This window comes from Pseudomonas sp. S3_B08 (genome assembly GCF_054667725.1).
The window spans coordinates 3546289-3561107 of the sequence record NZ_CP162750.1 but is presented as its reverse complement, the minus strand read 5'-3'; the positions used below and the strand labels follow the sequence as shown (position 1 = coordinate 3561107).

At 57.0% G+C, this 14819-nt stretch carries 14 protein-coding genes; 11 read left to right on the top strand and 3 right to left on the bottom strand.

The window, feature by feature from the left end; genetic code table 11:
• Positions 1-1714: 1714 nt before the first annotated feature.
• On the bottom strand, positions 1715-2173 hold the full coding sequence (locus AB4N73_RS16060) for an REP-associated tyrosine transposase (protein ID WP_460142300.1): 459 nt from the start codon (positions 2171-2173) through the stop codon (positions 1715-1717).
• Between the two features lie 474 nt (positions 2174-2647).
• Between AB4N73_RS16060 and AB4N73_RS16055 the strand changes: the two genes are divergently transcribed.
• The 8 genes from AB4N73_RS16055 to AB4N73_RS16020 all read left to right on the top strand — a co-directional run bounded on the left by AB4N73_RS16055 (position 2648) and on the right by AB4N73_RS16020 (position 10583).
• Positions 2648-4069: an amino acid permease gene (locus AB4N73_RS16055; protein ID WP_095181733.1), complete on the top strand. Its 1422-nt coding sequence runs from the start codon at positions 2648-2650 to the stop codon at positions 4067-4069.
• A 237-nt stretch (positions 4070-4306) separates the two neighbouring features.
• On the top strand, positions 4307-4669 hold the full coding sequence (locus AB4N73_RS16050) for a GtrA family protein (protein ID WP_095181734.1): 363 nt from the start codon (positions 4307-4309) through the stop codon (positions 4667-4669).
• A gap of 26 nt (positions 4670-4695) precedes the next feature.
• The gene (locus tag AB4N73_RS16045; RefSeq protein WP_252878191.1) at positions 4696-6135 is read left to right on the top strand and encodes a UbiA family prenyltransferase; all 1440 of its coding nucleotides are present in this window, start codon (positions 4696-4698) and stop codon (positions 6133-6135) included.
• Positions 6132-7448 (top strand): FAD-binding oxidoreductase, encoded by a 1317-nt coding sequence (locus tag AB4N73_RS16040; protein WP_460142299.1) that lies wholly within the window; start codon positions 6132-6134, stop codon positions 7446-7448. The genes AB4N73_RS16045 and AB4N73_RS16040 overlap by 4 nt, the downstream gene beginning before the upstream one ends.
• On the top strand, positions 7445-8185 hold the full coding sequence (locus tag AB4N73_RS16035) for an SDR family oxidoreductase (protein ID WP_041479891.1): 741 nt from the start codon (positions 7445-7447) through the stop codon (positions 8183-8185). Before AB4N73_RS16040 ends, AB4N73_RS16035 begins: the two co-directional genes overlap by 4 nt.
• Positions 8182-9144, top strand: coding sequence for a lysylphosphatidylglycerol synthase transmembrane domain-containing protein (locus AB4N73_RS16030; protein ID WP_457265405.1), 963 nt, complete (start codon positions 8182-8184; stop codon positions 9142-9144). Before AB4N73_RS16035 ends, AB4N73_RS16030 begins: the two co-directional genes overlap by 4 nt.
• Positions 9145-9165: 21 nt before the next feature.
• A complete protein-coding gene (locus AB4N73_RS16025; RefSeq protein ID WP_460142298.1) occupies positions 9166-9672 on the top strand; it encodes a glycosyltransferase family 39 protein in 507 nt (168 codons plus the stop codon).
• A 74-nt stretch (positions 9673-9746) separates the two neighbouring features.
• Positions 9747-10583: a hypothetical protein gene (locus tag AB4N73_RS16020; protein WP_460142297.1), complete on the top strand. Its 837-nt coding sequence runs from the start codon at positions 9747-9749 to the stop codon at positions 10581-10583.
• A gap of 46 nt (positions 10584-10629) precedes the next feature.
• Here AB4N73_RS16020 and AB4N73_RS16015 read toward each other — a convergent pair whose 3' ends face one another.
• Entirely contained in the window at positions 10630-12249 is a 1620-nt protein-coding gene (locus AB4N73_RS16015; protein WP_460065028.1) for an FMN-binding glutamate synthase family protein, read from the bottom strand.
• A 275-nt stretch (positions 12250-12524) separates the two neighbouring features.
• On the bottom strand, positions 12525-12995 hold the full coding sequence (locus AB4N73_RS16010) for a DUF4234 domain-containing protein (protein ID WP_056790069.1): 471 nt from the start codon (positions 12993-12995) through the stop codon (positions 12525-12527).
• A 214-nt stretch (positions 12996-13209) separates the two neighbouring features.
• Between AB4N73_RS16010 and AB4N73_RS16005 the strand changes: the two genes are divergently transcribed.
• Genes AB4N73_RS16005 through AB4N73_RS15995 form a run of 3 tightly spaced genes read left to right on the top strand, consistent with a single transcriptional unit; the run spans position 13210 to position 14805 of the window.
• The gene (locus tag AB4N73_RS16005) at positions 13210-13644 is read left to right on the top strand and encodes an NUDIX hydrolase (protein ID WP_460142296.1); all 435 of its coding nucleotides are present in this window, start codon (positions 13210-13212) and stop codon (positions 13642-13644) included.
• A 23-nt stretch (positions 13645-13667) separates the two neighbouring features.
• Positions 13668-14306 carry a LysE family translocator gene (locus AB4N73_RS16000; RefSeq protein ID WP_056790063.1) on the top strand — a complete coding sequence of 213 codons (639 nt, stop codon included), beginning with the start codon at positions 13668-13670 and terminating at the stop codon, positions 14304-14306.
• Between the two features lies 1 nt (position 14307).
• Positions 14308-14805: an N-acetyltransferase family protein gene (locus tag AB4N73_RS15995; RefSeq protein WP_460142295.1), complete on the top strand. Its 498-nt coding sequence runs from the start codon at positions 14308-14310 to the stop codon at positions 14803-14805.
• The last annotated feature ends 14 nt before the right edge of the window (positions 14806-14819 follow it).

Here is a 14819-nt window from a genome sequence, read left to right as displayed (position 1 = left end):
CTACAGGCACACCGAGTCTGAGGAAGTTGCGACTGCTGCGCAGCCGAGCGGGGATAAATCCCCTCGCCACAAGGATGCTGTTCACATCCCCATGATGTGTCTGTGCGAGCGATGGACAGATTTATCAGTCTTGCAGGGACTCCCTGTGGCGAGGGGATTCATCCCCGCTGGGCTGCAAAGCAGCCCCAAAACCTGCCACCACAGTTTCTACAGGCCCACCGCATGTGAGCAAATTACGCCTGCTACGCAGCCGAGCGGGGATAAATCCCCTCGCCACAAAGAGGCTGTTCCCATGCCGGGATGTTGTCAGTGTGACGAATTCAGGCGGCTAGCCGATTTATCAGCCATGCAGGAACTCCCTGTGGCGAGGGGATTCATCCCCGCTGGGCTGCAAAGCAGCCCCAAAACCTGCCACCACAGTTTCTAAAGGCACACCGAGTCTGAGCAAGTTGCGCCTGCTGCGCAGCCGAGCGGGGATAAATCCCCTCGCCACAAGGATGCTGCTCACATCCTCATGATGTGTCTGCGTGGGCATGGATTCAGTTGGCTAGCCGATTTATCAGTCATGCGGGGACTCCCTGTGGCGAGGGGATTTATCCCCGCTGGGCTGCAAAGCAGCCCCAAAACCTGCCAGCACGGTTTACGCAGGCACACCGCATGTCAGCAAGTTGCGCCTGCTACGCAGCCGAGCGGGGATAAATCCCCTCGCCACAAGGATGCTGCTCACATCCCCATGATGTGTCTGTGTGGGCATGGATTCAGTTGGCTAGCCGATTTATCAGTCATACGGGGACTCCCTGTGGCGAGGGGATTCATCCCCGTTGGGCTGCAAAGCAGCCCCAAAACCTGCCAGCACGGTTTCTACAGGCACACCGCATGTGAGCAAGTTGCGCCTGCTACGCAGCCGAGCGGGGATAAATCCCCTCGCCACAAAGAGGCTGTTCACATGCCGGGATGTTGTCAGTGTGAGGGATTCAGGCGGCTAGCCGATTTATCAGTCATGCGGGGACTCCCTGTGGCGAGGGGATTTATCCCCGTCGGGCTGCAAAGCAGCCCCAAAACTTGCCAGCACGGTTTCTACAGGCACACCGCATGTGAGCAAATTGCGCCTGCTACGCAGCCGAGCGGGGATAAATCCCCTCGCCACAAAGAGGCTGTTCCCATGCCGGGATGTTGTCAGTGTGAGGAATTCAGGCGGCTAGCCGATTTATCAGTCTTGCAGGGACTCCCTGTGGCGAGGGGATTTATCCCCGCTGGGCTGCAAAGCAGCCCCAAAACCTGCCACCACAGTTTCTACAGGCCCACCGCATGTGAGCAAATTGCGCCTGCTACGCAGCCGAGCGGGGATAAATCCCCTCGCCACAAGGATGCTGTTCACATCCTCATGATGTGTCTGTGCGAGCGATGGACTCCCTGTGGCTAGCCGATTCATCAGTCATGCGGGGACTCCCTGTGGCGAGGGGATTTATCCCCGCTGGGCCGCGAAGCAGCCCCAAAACCTGCCAGCACGGTTTCTACAGGCACACCGAGTCTGAGGAAGTTGCGACTGCTGCGCAGCCGAGCGGGGATAAATCCCCTCGCCACAAGGATGCTGTTCACATCCTCATGATGTGTCTGTGCGAGCAGTGGATTCCTTGGCCACAGCGATGCTGTCACATCCCGGGAGGTTGTCTGTGTGAGGAATGAATTCACTTACTCCAGAGAGCTGTTGCGCTCAGAGCCAGCAGGTATCCCAAAGCGGGTAATCACCGAGGTTATCGACCAGCCCGGCTCGCAAGGGATTATTGATGATATAGCGGGCGATGGGCTCCAGGTCCTCGCCGTCACGGATCGCTCGGTCATGGTAGCCGGTTTGCCACAGCGGTCCGTGACGTCCGGTTTTTCTGTTAACCGCATGCGTACAGCGAGCCTTTACACCGTCAATGACTTCACCAAGTGAGCCGCGTTGCAATTGCATCAGCCAATGAAAGTGGTCAGGCATGACAACCCAGGCGATGGATTGCGCGACTCCTTGCTCATGAGCCCGGCGCAGTTCTGCAACCAGTAATCGGCCTGTCTGCCAATCTGCAAATACAGGCTGGCGTTCGTGGATGACAGAAGTGATGAAGTAGGCACGACCGTTTTCCGAGAAACGACCTTGGCGCAGACGGTGGGAATTGGGGCGGACTGGCATGTGAGCTTCCTTGCATATGCTCCTGACTTTTTCAAAGGTTAGTGGTTGGCCGCCTCGGTCGGCGCTGCAACTGTTGAGCGAAATTTCTGAATCCGCCGGGCGATTTATCCGTGATGTAACGCGAGGAGAGACATCGCACAGTGAATCAAATACCCCAGGGCTGAAACATGACGCTGCACCATTGCTGTGCAATACTTCGCGGCTTTTTCAGTGGCGACTTTTCCTACGTAATGCAGGTAATGCCTCTCCGCAGAACCCACTATTGCCGAGAGTTGTCGCTGAATGTTGTGACTTTTAGAGTGAAAAATCCTGCCCTGAGCTTTTTATACTGCACGCCCCGCTGATCTTTCAGGCCTGCCCTGCAAGACGCGTCTGCCCACGAAGCCGACGCGGTTTCCTGCCCAGCCAAGGCCTATCGGCCGATGCTTCGAAACCCGGTGGTCATATCCAATAACAAGACGAGGTTGTACCCCTATGCCAGTTGGCAATCCTCTGCCGCACGGCGACACCGCTTCGGGCGGTCCGCTCAAACGTGAACTCGGCGAACGGCATATCCGCCTGATGGCGCTCGGTGCCTGTATCGGCGTCGGTCTGTTTCTCGGTTCGGCCAAAGCCATCCAGATGGCCGGGCCGGCGATCATGCTCTCTTACATCCTTGGCGGTCTGGCGATCCTGGTGATCATGCGCGCCCTCGGTGAAATGGCCGTGCATAACCCGGTGGCCGGTTCGTTCAGCCGCTACGCGCAGGATTATCTCGGTCCGCTGGCCGGCTTTCTCACCGGCTGGAACTACTGGTTTCTGTGGCTGGTGACCTGCGTCGCGGAAATCACCGCCGTGGCCGTGTACATGGGCATCTGGTTCCCCGATGTGCCGCGCTGGATCTGGGCCTTGGCAGCGCTGATCAGCATGGGCTCGATCAACCTGATCGCAGTCAAAGCCTTCGGCGAATTCGAATTCTGGTTCGCCCTGATCAAGATCGTCACCATCATCGCCATGGTCATTGGCGGCGTCGGCATCATCGCTTTCGGTTTCGGTAACGATGGCGTGGCGCTGGGCATTTCCAATCTATGGGCGCACGGCGGTTTCATGCCCAACGGCGTGACCGGTGTGCTGATGTCACTGCAAATGGTCATGTTCGCCTACCTCGGTGTCGAGATGATCGGCCTGACTGCCGGTGAGGCGAAGAACCCACAGAAGACCATTCCTGACGCAATCGGCTCGGTGTTCTGGCGGATCCTGCTGTTCTACGTCGGCGCGCTGTTCGTCATCCTGTCGATCTACCCGTGGAATGAAATCGGCACCCAGGGCAGCCCGTTCGTGATGACCTTCGAGCGTCTGGGCATCAAGACCGCCGCCGGCATCATCAATTTCGTGGTGATTACTGCGGCGCTGTCGTCATGCAACGGCGGCATCTTCAGCACCGGGCGCATGCTCTACAGCCTGGCGCAGAACGGTCAGGCCCCGGCGGGCTTCGCCAAGACCTCGAACAACGGTGTGCCACGCCGGGCACTGCTGCTGTCGATCGCGGTGTTGCTGCTGGGCGTAATGCTCAACTATCTGGTACCGGAAAAAGTCTTCGTCTGGGTCACCTCGATCGCCACCTTCGGTGCGATCTGGACCTGGGTGATGATCCTCCTCGCCCAGCTGAAATTCCGCAAAGGCCTGAGCGCCAGCGAACGTGCCGGGCTCAAGTACAAGATGTGGCTGTACCCGGTCAGCTCGTACTTCGCGCTGGCGTTCCTGGTACTGGTGGTCGGCCTGATGGCGTACTTCCCGGATACCCGCGTGGCGCTGTATGTGGGACCGGCGTTTCTTGTGCTGCTGACGGTGTTGTTTTACGTGTTCAAGTTGCAGCCGACGCAAGTGACGCAAGGTTCGGTGCGTTCGGTTTCTTGAACCTTAAGTGCGTAAACAACGAAGCCCTGATCGAGAGATCGGGGCTTTTGGGTTTTATGGGCAAGGCGATTAACGGTCAACGCCTTAAAATCGCACGGGAAGAGCTATTGACACGTGAGTACGACAAGATGACCGCTGGTCGGATAAAGCCCTCGACCTGTAATTTCTGACAGTAGACCGTCTTCAAGCTCTGGCCTAGTTTGGAGGTCCGTCCTCTGGCAGCGGCTGGCCCTCACCATGAAAGGATTCTCTGCAACCACCGCCATCGGAGTGGCCGATGCGCTCATCCATTGGCAGATATTTTTCGTGCTCTGTCAGGCGGCCGCCCTGAGTCAGGCGGCCAGCAACTTTGCGGCGTTCTGCGTAGCTGCTGCGCTCTCTTTCTATCTGAACATGCTTTATATCTTTGAAAGGGAAACGCCGGTATTTCCCTATCTGATGTTCATCGGCCTGATGGGCGGCGTGAGTTTTGGCGTGGGTGTCATTGGGGATGTCTGGCGCTTGTCGGGGCTTGTGACGGTCGCTTCGTTTTCGCTGGTGAATATTGTTTTAGGGTACTGCGTTTTCCGCTTTGTCCTTTTTCCAGGGCGACGGGCATGAACGTCTCTCCGCCTGACGTACTGCCGATGTCAGCGTCCTGCGCTGCTTCAATGCCCTTCGTAGTTGATCTGGACGGTACCCTCGTCAAATCTGATCTGCTGTTCGAATGCGTGATGTCCTTTGTCCGCAGCAAACCATTGCACTGCCTGAAACTCTTTCCCTGGCTCTGGCACGGCAAGGCGTATCTGAAAGATCGACTGGCAATGACATCGGACGTCGATCTCGCGACTTTGCCCTATGATCCCGACGTACTCCGGATGATCGAGGAACAGCGCAACGCCGGTCGGAAAATTGTTCTCGCCACAGCCAGTCATTACACATTGGCAGTGCGGATCGCCGAGCATCTGCAGGTGTTTGATGACGTTCTGGGTTCAACCCTCGAGCAGAACCTTTCGGGAACGAACAAACGTGATGCGCTGGTGGCGTTATATGGGGAGAAAAGTTTCGATTACATCGGCAATTCGCTGGACGATCTGCCGATCTGGCGGTCGGCCAGGCAAGCTTATATCGTCAATCCGCTAGCGGGAGTCCAACGTGCCGCCCGGCATCTGGATAACGTAGTCCAGGTGGTTCACTCTCGCGTTACGTATTTCAGAAGTTTGTACAAAGCCTTGCGCATTCATCAATGGATGAAGAATGTGCTGATTTTCGTTCCCCTGCTTGCAGCGCATCAAGTGGCCAACCCGCTGCTATTGGGGCGCGGCTTGCTGGCCTTCATGCTTTTCGGCTTGTGTGCATCCAGCGTCTATCTTCTGAACGACTTGCTCGACCTGAACGATGATCGCAGGCACCCGAGCAAACGCAATCGACCCTTCGCCAATGGTTCGTTATCCATCCAGTCCGGTCTGCTGATTTTCCCCCTGCTGTTGTCAGTGTCGTTCATCGGCGCGTGGTTGTGGCTGCCTCACCCATTCATTGCCGTGCTGGCCTGCTATTACGGCCTGACGCTGGTGTATTCGCTGGTGCTCAAGAGGTTGATGGCGCTGGATGTCATCGCTTTGGCGCTGCTTTACACCTTGCGCATCATTGCCGGTGGCGCCGCTTTCGGGCTCGACCTGACGGGGTGGATGCTGGCTTTTTCCATGTTCATGTTTTTGAGCCTCGCGCTGGTCAAGCGCTATGCCGAGCTGTTGCTGGCGCTGCACGGCGGCATCACCGGTAAGACCGGCGGCCGCGACTACTTTCCTGCGGACCTGGCAATGCTCTCCTCTTTGGGGGCCGCATCCGGTTATCTCGCTGTCCTGGTGCTGGCGCTTTACATCCATGACAGCGCAACTACCGAGTTGTATGCATATCCCCGATGGCTCTGGTTTGCCTGCCCATTGATGCTGTTCTGGATCACTCGTATCTGGCTGCTGACGCATCGCGGCCGCATGAATGAGGATCCGGTGGTTTTCGCACTGCGTGATCGCTTGAGTCTGGTGATGGGAACAGTGTTCTGTCTGATTTTCTGGGTGGCGGCATGATGGCCTCGCTGGCTTCCTGGGGAAACTATCCCTATGCCCCGCAGAGTGGTCGTCCCTGCCACTGGCAAGCGGATATCGGACCGCAGTGGCAGCAGTTGATCGAATCACACGGGACAACTTTGCCGTTTGGCAATGGGCGCAGCTATGGCGATAGCTGCATGGCCGCAAGCGATCATGTGCTGCAATTACGTCCCCTGAACCGCTTCATCGAAGCCGACTGGGAAAAGGGTGAGATCTGCGCTGAGGCCGGCGTGACACTGGGCGAGATTTTACAACTCGCCATTCCCCGTGGCTGGTTTTTGCCCGTCACACCCGGTACGCGGCATGTAACGCTGGGTGGGGCGGTGGCCAATGACGTCCACGGGAAAAATCACCATCGCTGCGGCACGTTTGCCCATTCGCTGGTGTGTTTCGGGCTGCACCGTTCCATGCAATCGCCGATGGTGTGCTCGGCGACGCTAAACCCACAGTGGTTTGCCGCCACCATCGGCGGGCTCGGCCTGACGGGCGTGATTACCTGGGTGCGCATTCGTCTGCGCAAGATCCAGTCCAGCCTGATCGACAGCACACGGGTGCGTTTTGACTGTCTGGATGACTTTTTTGCCCTGTCGGCCGACATGGATGCGCGGCATGAATACAGCGTCGCGTGGATCGATTGCCTGGCCAAGGGCAATGCGCTAGGGCGCGGATGCTACACGGCTGGGGATCATTGCGAGGCGGGGCCCCTTGAGGTCGCTGCACCACGTTCTCTGTCTGTCCCGATCCGCCCTCCGGTATCGCTAATCAATTCGCTCACCTTGAAACTGTTCAACTATCACTACTGGAAACGGCAGCCAACGAACGGACAACATAAAAAGGTTGCCTACAGCTCGTTCTTCTATCCGTTGGACCGTATCGAAAACTGGAATCGCATCTACGGACGCAGAGGTTTCCAGCAATTTCAGTGCGTATTGCCGGCCTCGGTTGCAGCCGTGGCACTGGCCGAATTACTCAAGTCGATTGCGCGTAGCGGCAGTGGCTCCTTCCTCGCGGTGCTCAAGCGTTGTGGCGACATTCCTTCGCCGGGATGGCTTTCCTTTCCTATGCCCGGTACTTCATTGGCGCTGGACTTTCCACAGAACAATGAACTGACGAGAAAACTTCTGTCGCGTCTCGATGCCATCGTCCGTGAAGCCGGGGGGCGCTTGTATCCGGCCAAGGACGCTCACATGAGCGGCAGCGATTTTCGCCAGGCCTATCCCGCTTGGGAGCAGTTGGAAGCGATGCGCGATCCGACCCTGATGTCCCGTTTCTGGCAGCGAGTCACTCGATGAAAAAAATACTGATTGTGGGCGCCACCTCGGCGATTGCCTGCGCTTGCGCACGATTGTGGGCGGCTGATCGCAGCGAATTGTTCCTGGTCGGCAGGGATGCGCAAAAACTCCAGCAAACCAGCGTCGATCTTCAGGTTCGAGGTGCCAGAGCCGTGACCACGTACGTCATGGACGCCAGTGATATCGCGGCACATCCGGTCATGTACGAGAAATGCCTGGCGACGTTGCAGACGGTGGATATCTGTCTGATTGCCTATGGCTCGCTGCCAGATCAGTACGCGTGCGAACAACACGTTGAACAGGCCATGGAGCAGTTCGCCAATAACGGCAGTTCAATGATCGCGCTGTTGACGCTGTTGGCAAATCGCATGGTTGTCCAGCAGCACGGCACGCTGGCGGTCATTTCCTCGGTTGCCGGGGATCGAGGACGACCTTCCAATTACCTGTACGGCGCGGCAAAGGCGGCCGTTTCCACGTTCTGCGAAGGCTTGCGGGTACGCTTGTTCAAAGCGGGTGTGCATGTGATCACGATAAAGCCTGGGTTAGTCGACACGCCCATGACGCGAGGGTTGGCGCTGCCCTCCGTGCTTGTAGCGCAACCGGATACGGTTGCCCGGCGAATAGTCAGAGGGATCAATCGACAGGTGGCGGTGCTGTATGTGCCCGGCTTTTGGGCGGTGATCATGTGGCTGATTCGGGTGATGCCGCAGCCGCTGTTCAAGAGGCTGAACCTGTGAATCAGACACTGAGGTTATCCGGGTGGCGTTACCGCGTTTTGATTGGCTCGGTGATTTGCTCCGCCCTCGCTTATCTCGCTGTTTCCCTGTGGGGTGGGTGGTCGGCGGTGAGCGCGGCGGTCAGTCGAGTGGGTTGGTGGCAGTGCGGGCAAATCGTCTGCGTGGTTTTGCTTGGATACGGTCTGCGTTTTTTGCGTTGGCAGGGTTATCTGTCTGCCTTGGGTCACCGGTTGCCTTGGCGGCCGAGCTTGAACATCTACCTGGCCGGATTCGCCCTGACGACGACTCCCGGCAAGGCCGGGGAGGCGTTGCGCGGTGTTTTGCTCAAACGTTTGGAGGTGCCTTACGCACAGAGCTTTGCCGCGCTGTTCAGTGAGCGGCTTGCGGACCTGCTGGCGATGGTGGGCCTGGCATTGTTCGGCTTGAGCGCGCATCCGGAATGGTTGTCGATGATCATTGCCAGTTTCGTCCTCTTGGTATGCGGTACATCGATGATGTTTTCGCCAAGCCTTGTCAGCGCGATTGATCGTCGCACTGAGCAACGGCACGACAGATTCTCGCGGTTGCTGGGGCATGCCGTTCAGGTATTGCGTCAGTCGCGCCGCTGTCACTCCCCTCGTCGCGTCATGGGCGCAACGCTATTGAGCCTGCTGGCCTGGGGGCTTGAAGCATTGGCGTTTTACTGGATTTTGCAGGCGATGGGCGCGGACGTGAGCCTGACGTTAGCGATCTTTATTTATGCGGTGGCCATGTTGGCGGGGGCTCTGAGTTTCATGCCGGGCGGTTTGGGCAGTGCCGAAGCAGCGATGCTAGCGCTGCTGGTTTCAGGCGGAGTCGGGTTGGCAGATGCGATCGCGGCGACGGTTTTGTTACGGCTGGTAACGTTGTGGTTGGCGGTCGGGGTGGGAATGCTTGCACTTTTATGGAAGAGGTCGGTAGCCGGTTTTGATCATGGCTGAGTAACTACTGAGGAGATGACAATGGACACTGCGTCGCGAAAGTACAAATTGGCAATGTACCTGTGTCTGATTGGCGCAATTGGATTTGGCCTGTATGTAAGGTTGCGCAACATCGATGCTACTGGCCTGTGGCTGGATGAGGCCTTCAGTGTATCGGTAAGCGATCCGCAAAATGGATTCTTTGACGTGTATCGAACTACATTGAGTGACGTTCATCCTCCCTTTTATCAGATTTTACTGTGGACTTATTATCAGGCTGTCGGGTTTGGCGAACACACAGGGCGGTATCTCTCTGCGGTAATCGGCGTGCTGTTGATTCCCTCTGTATTCCTCCTCGGGCGCAAATTGTTTGATGAACAAGTAGGGCTCATCGTTGCGTGGTTGGCAGCGGTCAATAGTTTCTTGGTTCAGTATTCGCAAGAGACTCGCTCTTATGCGCTTCTGTCGTTGCTTACCGTTTTGTCTTTTGTGATCTTCTTGCGCTGCTTAAGTCGAGGCAGAGGGCAGGATTTTTTTGCTATTGGCTGACTTCCGCCGCGCTGATAAATACTCATTACTTCGGTTATCTGCCGGTCTTTGCTCAAGTGCTTGTGTTGCTTCACATGATCTTGCGCAGCGAGGTCCACAGCCAAGTTATATACAGGTTCATTTGCGCCGGATTTTTTGCCGCATTAACCGTAATTCCTGGTTTATCGTACGCTGAGAGTAGCTTTTTACGGGATTTCTGGATTCAACCACCCGAAACTGTTTTTTTCTTCAAGGTTTTCCTGTTGTATTTCGGAGATACGTTTCTGGCCGCTTTGCTCGCTGTAATTTTAATTTCAGGGCTGGCGTCGATGGCTCAAAATCCTGAAAGCGCAATTGCTTGCAGGCTGATTGTGTTCTGGGGGGTAGTAGGAATTGTGGTGCCCTATGTCTGTTCTGTTTACTTACGCCCGGTGACAACTCAACGCAATTTTATTTTTCTTCTGCCCGCCGTATTGCTGGTGGCTGCGTACGCAGTTGGCAATATAAGAGATGTGCCAGTAAAAGTGTTAATGCTGGTGGTATTGATGACATTTTCTGCTACGCCTTTATTCAGGGATATCAGTTATCTGAGGGATCCTGAAAATCCGTACTCACGCGAGACGCACATGAGAGATATCGTCATCTCTGTAATGAATAAGTCAAACGTGTTGCCAATCTATTCGCTTGATGCGATTCAGTTTGGTGTCTATTTCAAGTTGCTGGGATCTCCGCTGCTTGTTAGTAATTTAGAGAAGCTGAAAACTGATTTGTCGTTGCCCAGTCACCCGAAAGAATTTTATGTTCTGGAGACGAACTATGGTCCTGGTTTTGCTCAGGGAATCAAAAATCTAGAAAGGTACGAAGCAAAAATTATCGATAAGGAAGAAATAGGTCATGTGCGATTATTCAAGATCCGTACATTTGAACCATGATCGGTAGCGGTGGGCATTCCGAATGGAAATGCACACCTTTGAGCAGTTACGCAGCGACGACCTCGCTCGGCTCAAAACTATCCGCCCGCGCCATCTGCCACATCCGCGAATAGAACTCGCCATTCACTTCACCGGTGAGCAATTCCCCCGGTTTCAAAAACACGTGCAACTGCGAGAACAGTTTGATCTCGGTCGCCGACATGCGTCGTACCAGATGCTTGGCCGACAGTTGCGAGGGATGCTCAAGGCCTGCTGCAGCGAGCATTTCCGCCAGTGCTTTGAGCGTGCTGCGATGGAAGTTGTAGACGCGCTGGGCTTTGTCCGGTACCACCAGAGCGCGTTGGCGCAAGGCGTCCTGGGTGGCAACGCCGGTCGGGCATTTGTTGGTGTGGCACGACTGCGACTGGATGCAGCCGATGGCGAACATGAAGCCGCGCGCGGAGTTGGCCCAGTCAGCGCCGATGGCCAGCACGCTGGCGATGTCGAAGGCGCTGACGATCTTGCCGCTGGCGCCGAGTTTGATCTTGTCGCGCAGGTTCAGGCCGACCAGCGTGTTGTGCACGAACAGCAGGCCTTCGCGCATCGGCACGCCGATGTGGTCGGTGAATTCGACAGGGGCTGCGCCAGTGCCGCCTTCCTTGCCATCGACGACGATGAAGTCCGGAAGAATGCCGGTTTCCAGCATGGCCTTGGCAATGCCCATGAATTCCCACGGATGGCCGAGGCAGAATTTGAAGCCCACCGGTTTGCCACCGGACAATTCGCGCAGTTGCTGGATGAACTGCATCATCTCGATCGGCGTTGAAAACGCACTGTGGCGCGACGGCGAGACGCAGTCCTCGCCCATCAGGATGCCGCGTGTTTTCGCAATCTCCCTGGTGACCTTGTGCTTGGGCAAGATCCCGCCATGGCCGGGTTTGGCGCCCTGGCTCATCTTGATTTCGATCATGCGCACTTGCGGATTCTGCGCCTGCACGGCGAAGCGCTCAGGGTCGAAACGGCCGTCGCTGGTGCGGCAGCCGAAATAGCCGCTGCCCAGCTCCCAGGTCAGATCACCACCATGTTCGCGGTGATACGGGCTGATGCTGCCTTCGCCTGTGTCGTGGGCGAAGTTGCCGAGTTTCGCGCCCTGGTTCAAGGCGCGGATGGCGTTGGCGCTGAGCGAGCCGAAGCTCATTGCCGAGATATTGAAGATCGACGCCGAGTACGGCTGCGTGCACTGCGGACCGCCGACAATGACGCGGAAACCGTTCGGGTCACTCAACGGCGCCGGGCGCATCGAATGGCCGATGAATTCGAAGCCGGACTGGTAGACGTCGATCAGCGTGCCGAACGGTTTGTCGGCAGTTTCGTTTTTCGCTCGCGAGTACACCAGCGAACGCTGCGCGCGGGAGAAGGGCAGGGCATCGCTGTCGGACTCGAGCAGATACTGGCGAATCTCCGGGCGGATGCCTTCGACCAGATAACGGATGTTGCCCAGAATCGGATAATTGCGGCGCACTGCATGGCGCGTCTGCAACAGGTCGAACACGCCGAGCAGGCTCAGCACAGCGGTGGCGGCGGTGATCGGCCACAGCCAGTCATGTTCGAGAAAGGGCAGGCTGGCGAGGGTGAACATCACACAGACGGCAAAGAAGGCGTAGCGGCTCAGCAGCGACAGGCTCATACGGTTTCCTTGGTTCGGATTGTTTGTGGCTGGCAGGCATATTGCGCCAACGACGGAACCGTGAACAGGCAGACGTCCCTCTCCTCGCTTACATCGGAGCCGTCTCGCTTACGATGCCAGTTGACTTGGCTGTTGACCGCGAGAAGCAGCCATGCAGCAATACTGGTGGGCAAACTTGTGGCATTGACGAACGCCTTCGCGAGCAAGCTCGCACAAGGAATTGCAGTGAAAGGTAGAAGCGAACTTGCACGCGAAATCGACGATTACCTTTTTGTTTATGCCGCGACCGATTCCTGAGGCGTTTGCCGTTTCTGGTCATGTTTGTGCTTGGCCCTGGCCATATCGTTGATGCAGTAATTGATGTGATAGAAGGTGAACAGGACTGAATACAAGCGGTTCATTCGCGGTTCGAAGTTGTGTTTGGTCAGCGTGTAGGCGCGCAAGGCTCTGCGAACTCGAAAGCACCAAGCAATGGCGATGAGCTGGGCAATGACCGTCATCGCATACCCCGTGGCTATGAACCGCGGATCAGATACGGTGAAAAAGATCCCTCCGATACCACAGAGCGCCAGATAAACGACCAGACCGGTCTGGCTCAGTGTCTTGATTTGAGTGACCTCCTCAACCACGGTTGTTGTTTTGTGCAGCCATACAACCGAGTAGAGACCCATGGTGACTACGGTCAGGAGAATGAAATGGAGCGTCTTGAGATTGTTCTTTTCCTTGAGCGTCGAAATGTCAGACATGCAGCGTTTTCCCTCTTAGGCGATGTAGCGAATGGCTGCCGGGCAGCGATGAATAACGCTACCAAATTCGCGAGTGGGAAATTTCCGAGCCTTTTGGCGGACTTGTCGTCAGAGTCAGGCTGATCACGGATGCTTCTTGTAGGGATCTTCTGATGACGCAGGCGCGTCGGGCGTGGGATCCTGCGATCTTTTCGCACAAGGCATTTTTCGACTCATGACGCCGACATCCGCCGTTTCGCCCTGCATCATCCATATCGCCGCCGCGCTGTTGCTCAACGCTCAAGGCCAGAGCCTGCTGGTGCGCAAGCGCGGCACCACGGCGTTCATGCAACCGGGTGGCAAGATCGAAGCCCACGAGTTGCCAGTGCACGCATTGGCCCGTGAGTTGGAAGAAGAACTCGGGCTGCAGATCGACCCGGCGCAGGCGATTTTCCTCAACAGTTTTTCCGCCCCCGCCGCCAACGAGCCGGGCTTCATCGTGCACGCGGAGATTTTCCAATTGACCATCGATACTGACGTGTGTCCGGCGGCGGAAATCGAAGAGGTGATCTGGGTCGATCCGGCCACTGATCCGGCGCTCGAGCTGGCGCCATTGACACGCGAGCACATCCTGCCGTTCTATCGCCGTTCACTGACTGCATTCGCCTGATCATTCCCGCAAAGGACTTTGCCATGATCCCGTTGCAAGACCTGCTGATCTTCGCCGCCGCCGCATTGCTGATGGTGCTGACGCCGGGGCCGAACATGATCTACCTGATCTCGCGTTCGATCTGTCAGGGACGCCGCGCGGGGGTGACTTCGTTGCTTGGCGTGGTCGGCGGGTTCTTCGTGCATATGTTCGCCGCGGCGGCGGGTTTGACGGCGGTGTTTCTCGCCGTGCCGATGGCTTATGAAGTGTTGAAATGGGCCGGTGCGCTGTACCTGCTGTGGCTGGCCTGGCAAGCGCTGAAACCCGGCGCGCGTTCGCCGTTCGAAGCGCAGCAATTGCCGCCGGACTCGTCGCGCAAGCTGATCACCATGGGCTTTCTCACCAGCGCCCTGAACCCGAAAATCGCCGTGTTCTATCTGTCGGTGTTCCCGCAATTTATCAGCCCTGAGCACGGCTCGGTGTTCACCCAAAGCATCGTCCTCGGCCTGACGCAGATCAGCGTCAGCTTCAGCGTCAATCTGTTGATCGCACTGTTCGCCGCAGGCATCGCCTCATGGTTTGTGCGCAACCCGACGTGGCTGGTGATGCAGCGTTATTTCATGGGCATGGTCCTCGGTGGCCTCGCCGTACGGCTGATGCTCGAACAACGTCGGACCGCCTGACATGTGGATCGAACGGCTGGACGCCAGCCATGCCCTGGCTTACCGCGAACTGATGCTGCAAGCCTACGACCGGCATCCGCAGGCGTTCACCTCCAGCGTGCGCGAACGCGCGGTGATGCCATTGAGTTGGTGGGAAGGGCGCCTGACCAGCAAGCTCGATGTGGTGCTGGGGGCATTCGATGCCGGGACGTTGGCCGGGATTGTCGGCCTGGCCTTTGAACCGCGCGAGAAGGCACGACACAAGGCCACGCTGTTCGGCCTGTATGTTTCGGCGGATTTTCGTCGCAAGGGTCTAGGGTTTGATCTGGTCCAAGCGGCTTTGCTCGAGGCGCAAAAGCATCCGGCGCTGAAACTGCTGCAGCTCACTGTCACCGCCGGCAATGAAGCGGCTTTTCAGTTGTACCAGCGTTGCGGCTTCATTCAGTACGGCCTCGAACCACTCGCCGTGCGTGTGGGCGAAGACTACTTCGACAAGATCCACATGTGGCGCCAGCTCTGACCCACCACGACAAT

Excerpts from the sequence above, each read along its gene's own strand:
- AB4N73_RS16055 (WP_095181733.1), top strand. The coding sequence starts at position 2,648 with ATGCCAGTTGGCAATCCTCTGCCGCACGGCGACACCGCTTCGGGCGGT.
- AB4N73_RS16000 (WP_056790063.1), top strand. The coding sequence starts at position 13,668 with ATGATCCCGTTGCAAGACCTGCTGATCTTCGCCGCCGCCGCATTGCTG.
- AB4N73_RS16005 (WP_460142296.1), top strand. The coding sequence starts at position 13,210 with ATGACGCCGACATCCGCCGTTTCGCCCTGCATCATCCATATCGCCGCC.
- AB4N73_RS16035 (WP_041479891.1), top strand. The coding sequence starts at position 7,445 with ATGAAAAAAATACTGATTGTGGGCGCCACCTCGGCGATTGCCTGCGCT.
- AB4N73_RS16045 (WP_252878191.1), top strand. The coding sequence starts at position 4,696 with ATGTCAGCGTCCTGCGCTGCTTCAATGCCCTTCGTAGTTGATCTGGAC.
- AB4N73_RS16040 (WP_460142299.1), top strand. The coding sequence starts at position 6,132 with ATGATGGCCTCGCTGGCTTCCTGGGGAAACTATCCCTATGCCCCGCAG.
- AB4N73_RS16025 (WP_460142298.1), top strand. The coding sequence starts at position 9,166 with ATGGACACTGCGTCGCGAAAGTACAAATTGGCAATGTACCTGTGTCTG.
- AB4N73_RS16050 (WP_095181734.1), top strand. The coding sequence starts at position 4,307 with ATGAAAGGATTCTCTGCAACCACCGCCATCGGAGTGGCCGATGCGCTC.
- AB4N73_RS16020 (WP_460142297.1), top strand. The coding sequence starts at position 9,747 with ATGATCTTGCGCAGCGAGGTCCACAGCCAAGTTATATACAGGTTCATT.
- AB4N73_RS16060 (WP_460142300.1), bottom strand. The coding sequence starts at position 2,173 with ATGCCAGTCCGCCCCAATTCCCACCGTCTGCGCCAAGGTCGTTTCTCG.
- AB4N73_RS16015 (WP_460065028.1), bottom strand. The coding sequence starts at position 12,249 with ATGAGCCTGTCGCTGCTGAGCCGCTACGCCTTCTTTGCCGTCTGTGTG.
- AB4N73_RS15995 (WP_460142295.1), top strand. The coding sequence starts at position 14,308 with ATGTGGATCGAACGGCTGGACGCCAGCCATGCCCTGGCTTACCGCGAA.
- AB4N73_RS16010 (WP_056790069.1), bottom strand. The coding sequence starts at position 12,995 with ATGTCTGACATTTCGACGCTCAAGGAAAAGAACAATCTCAAGACGCTC.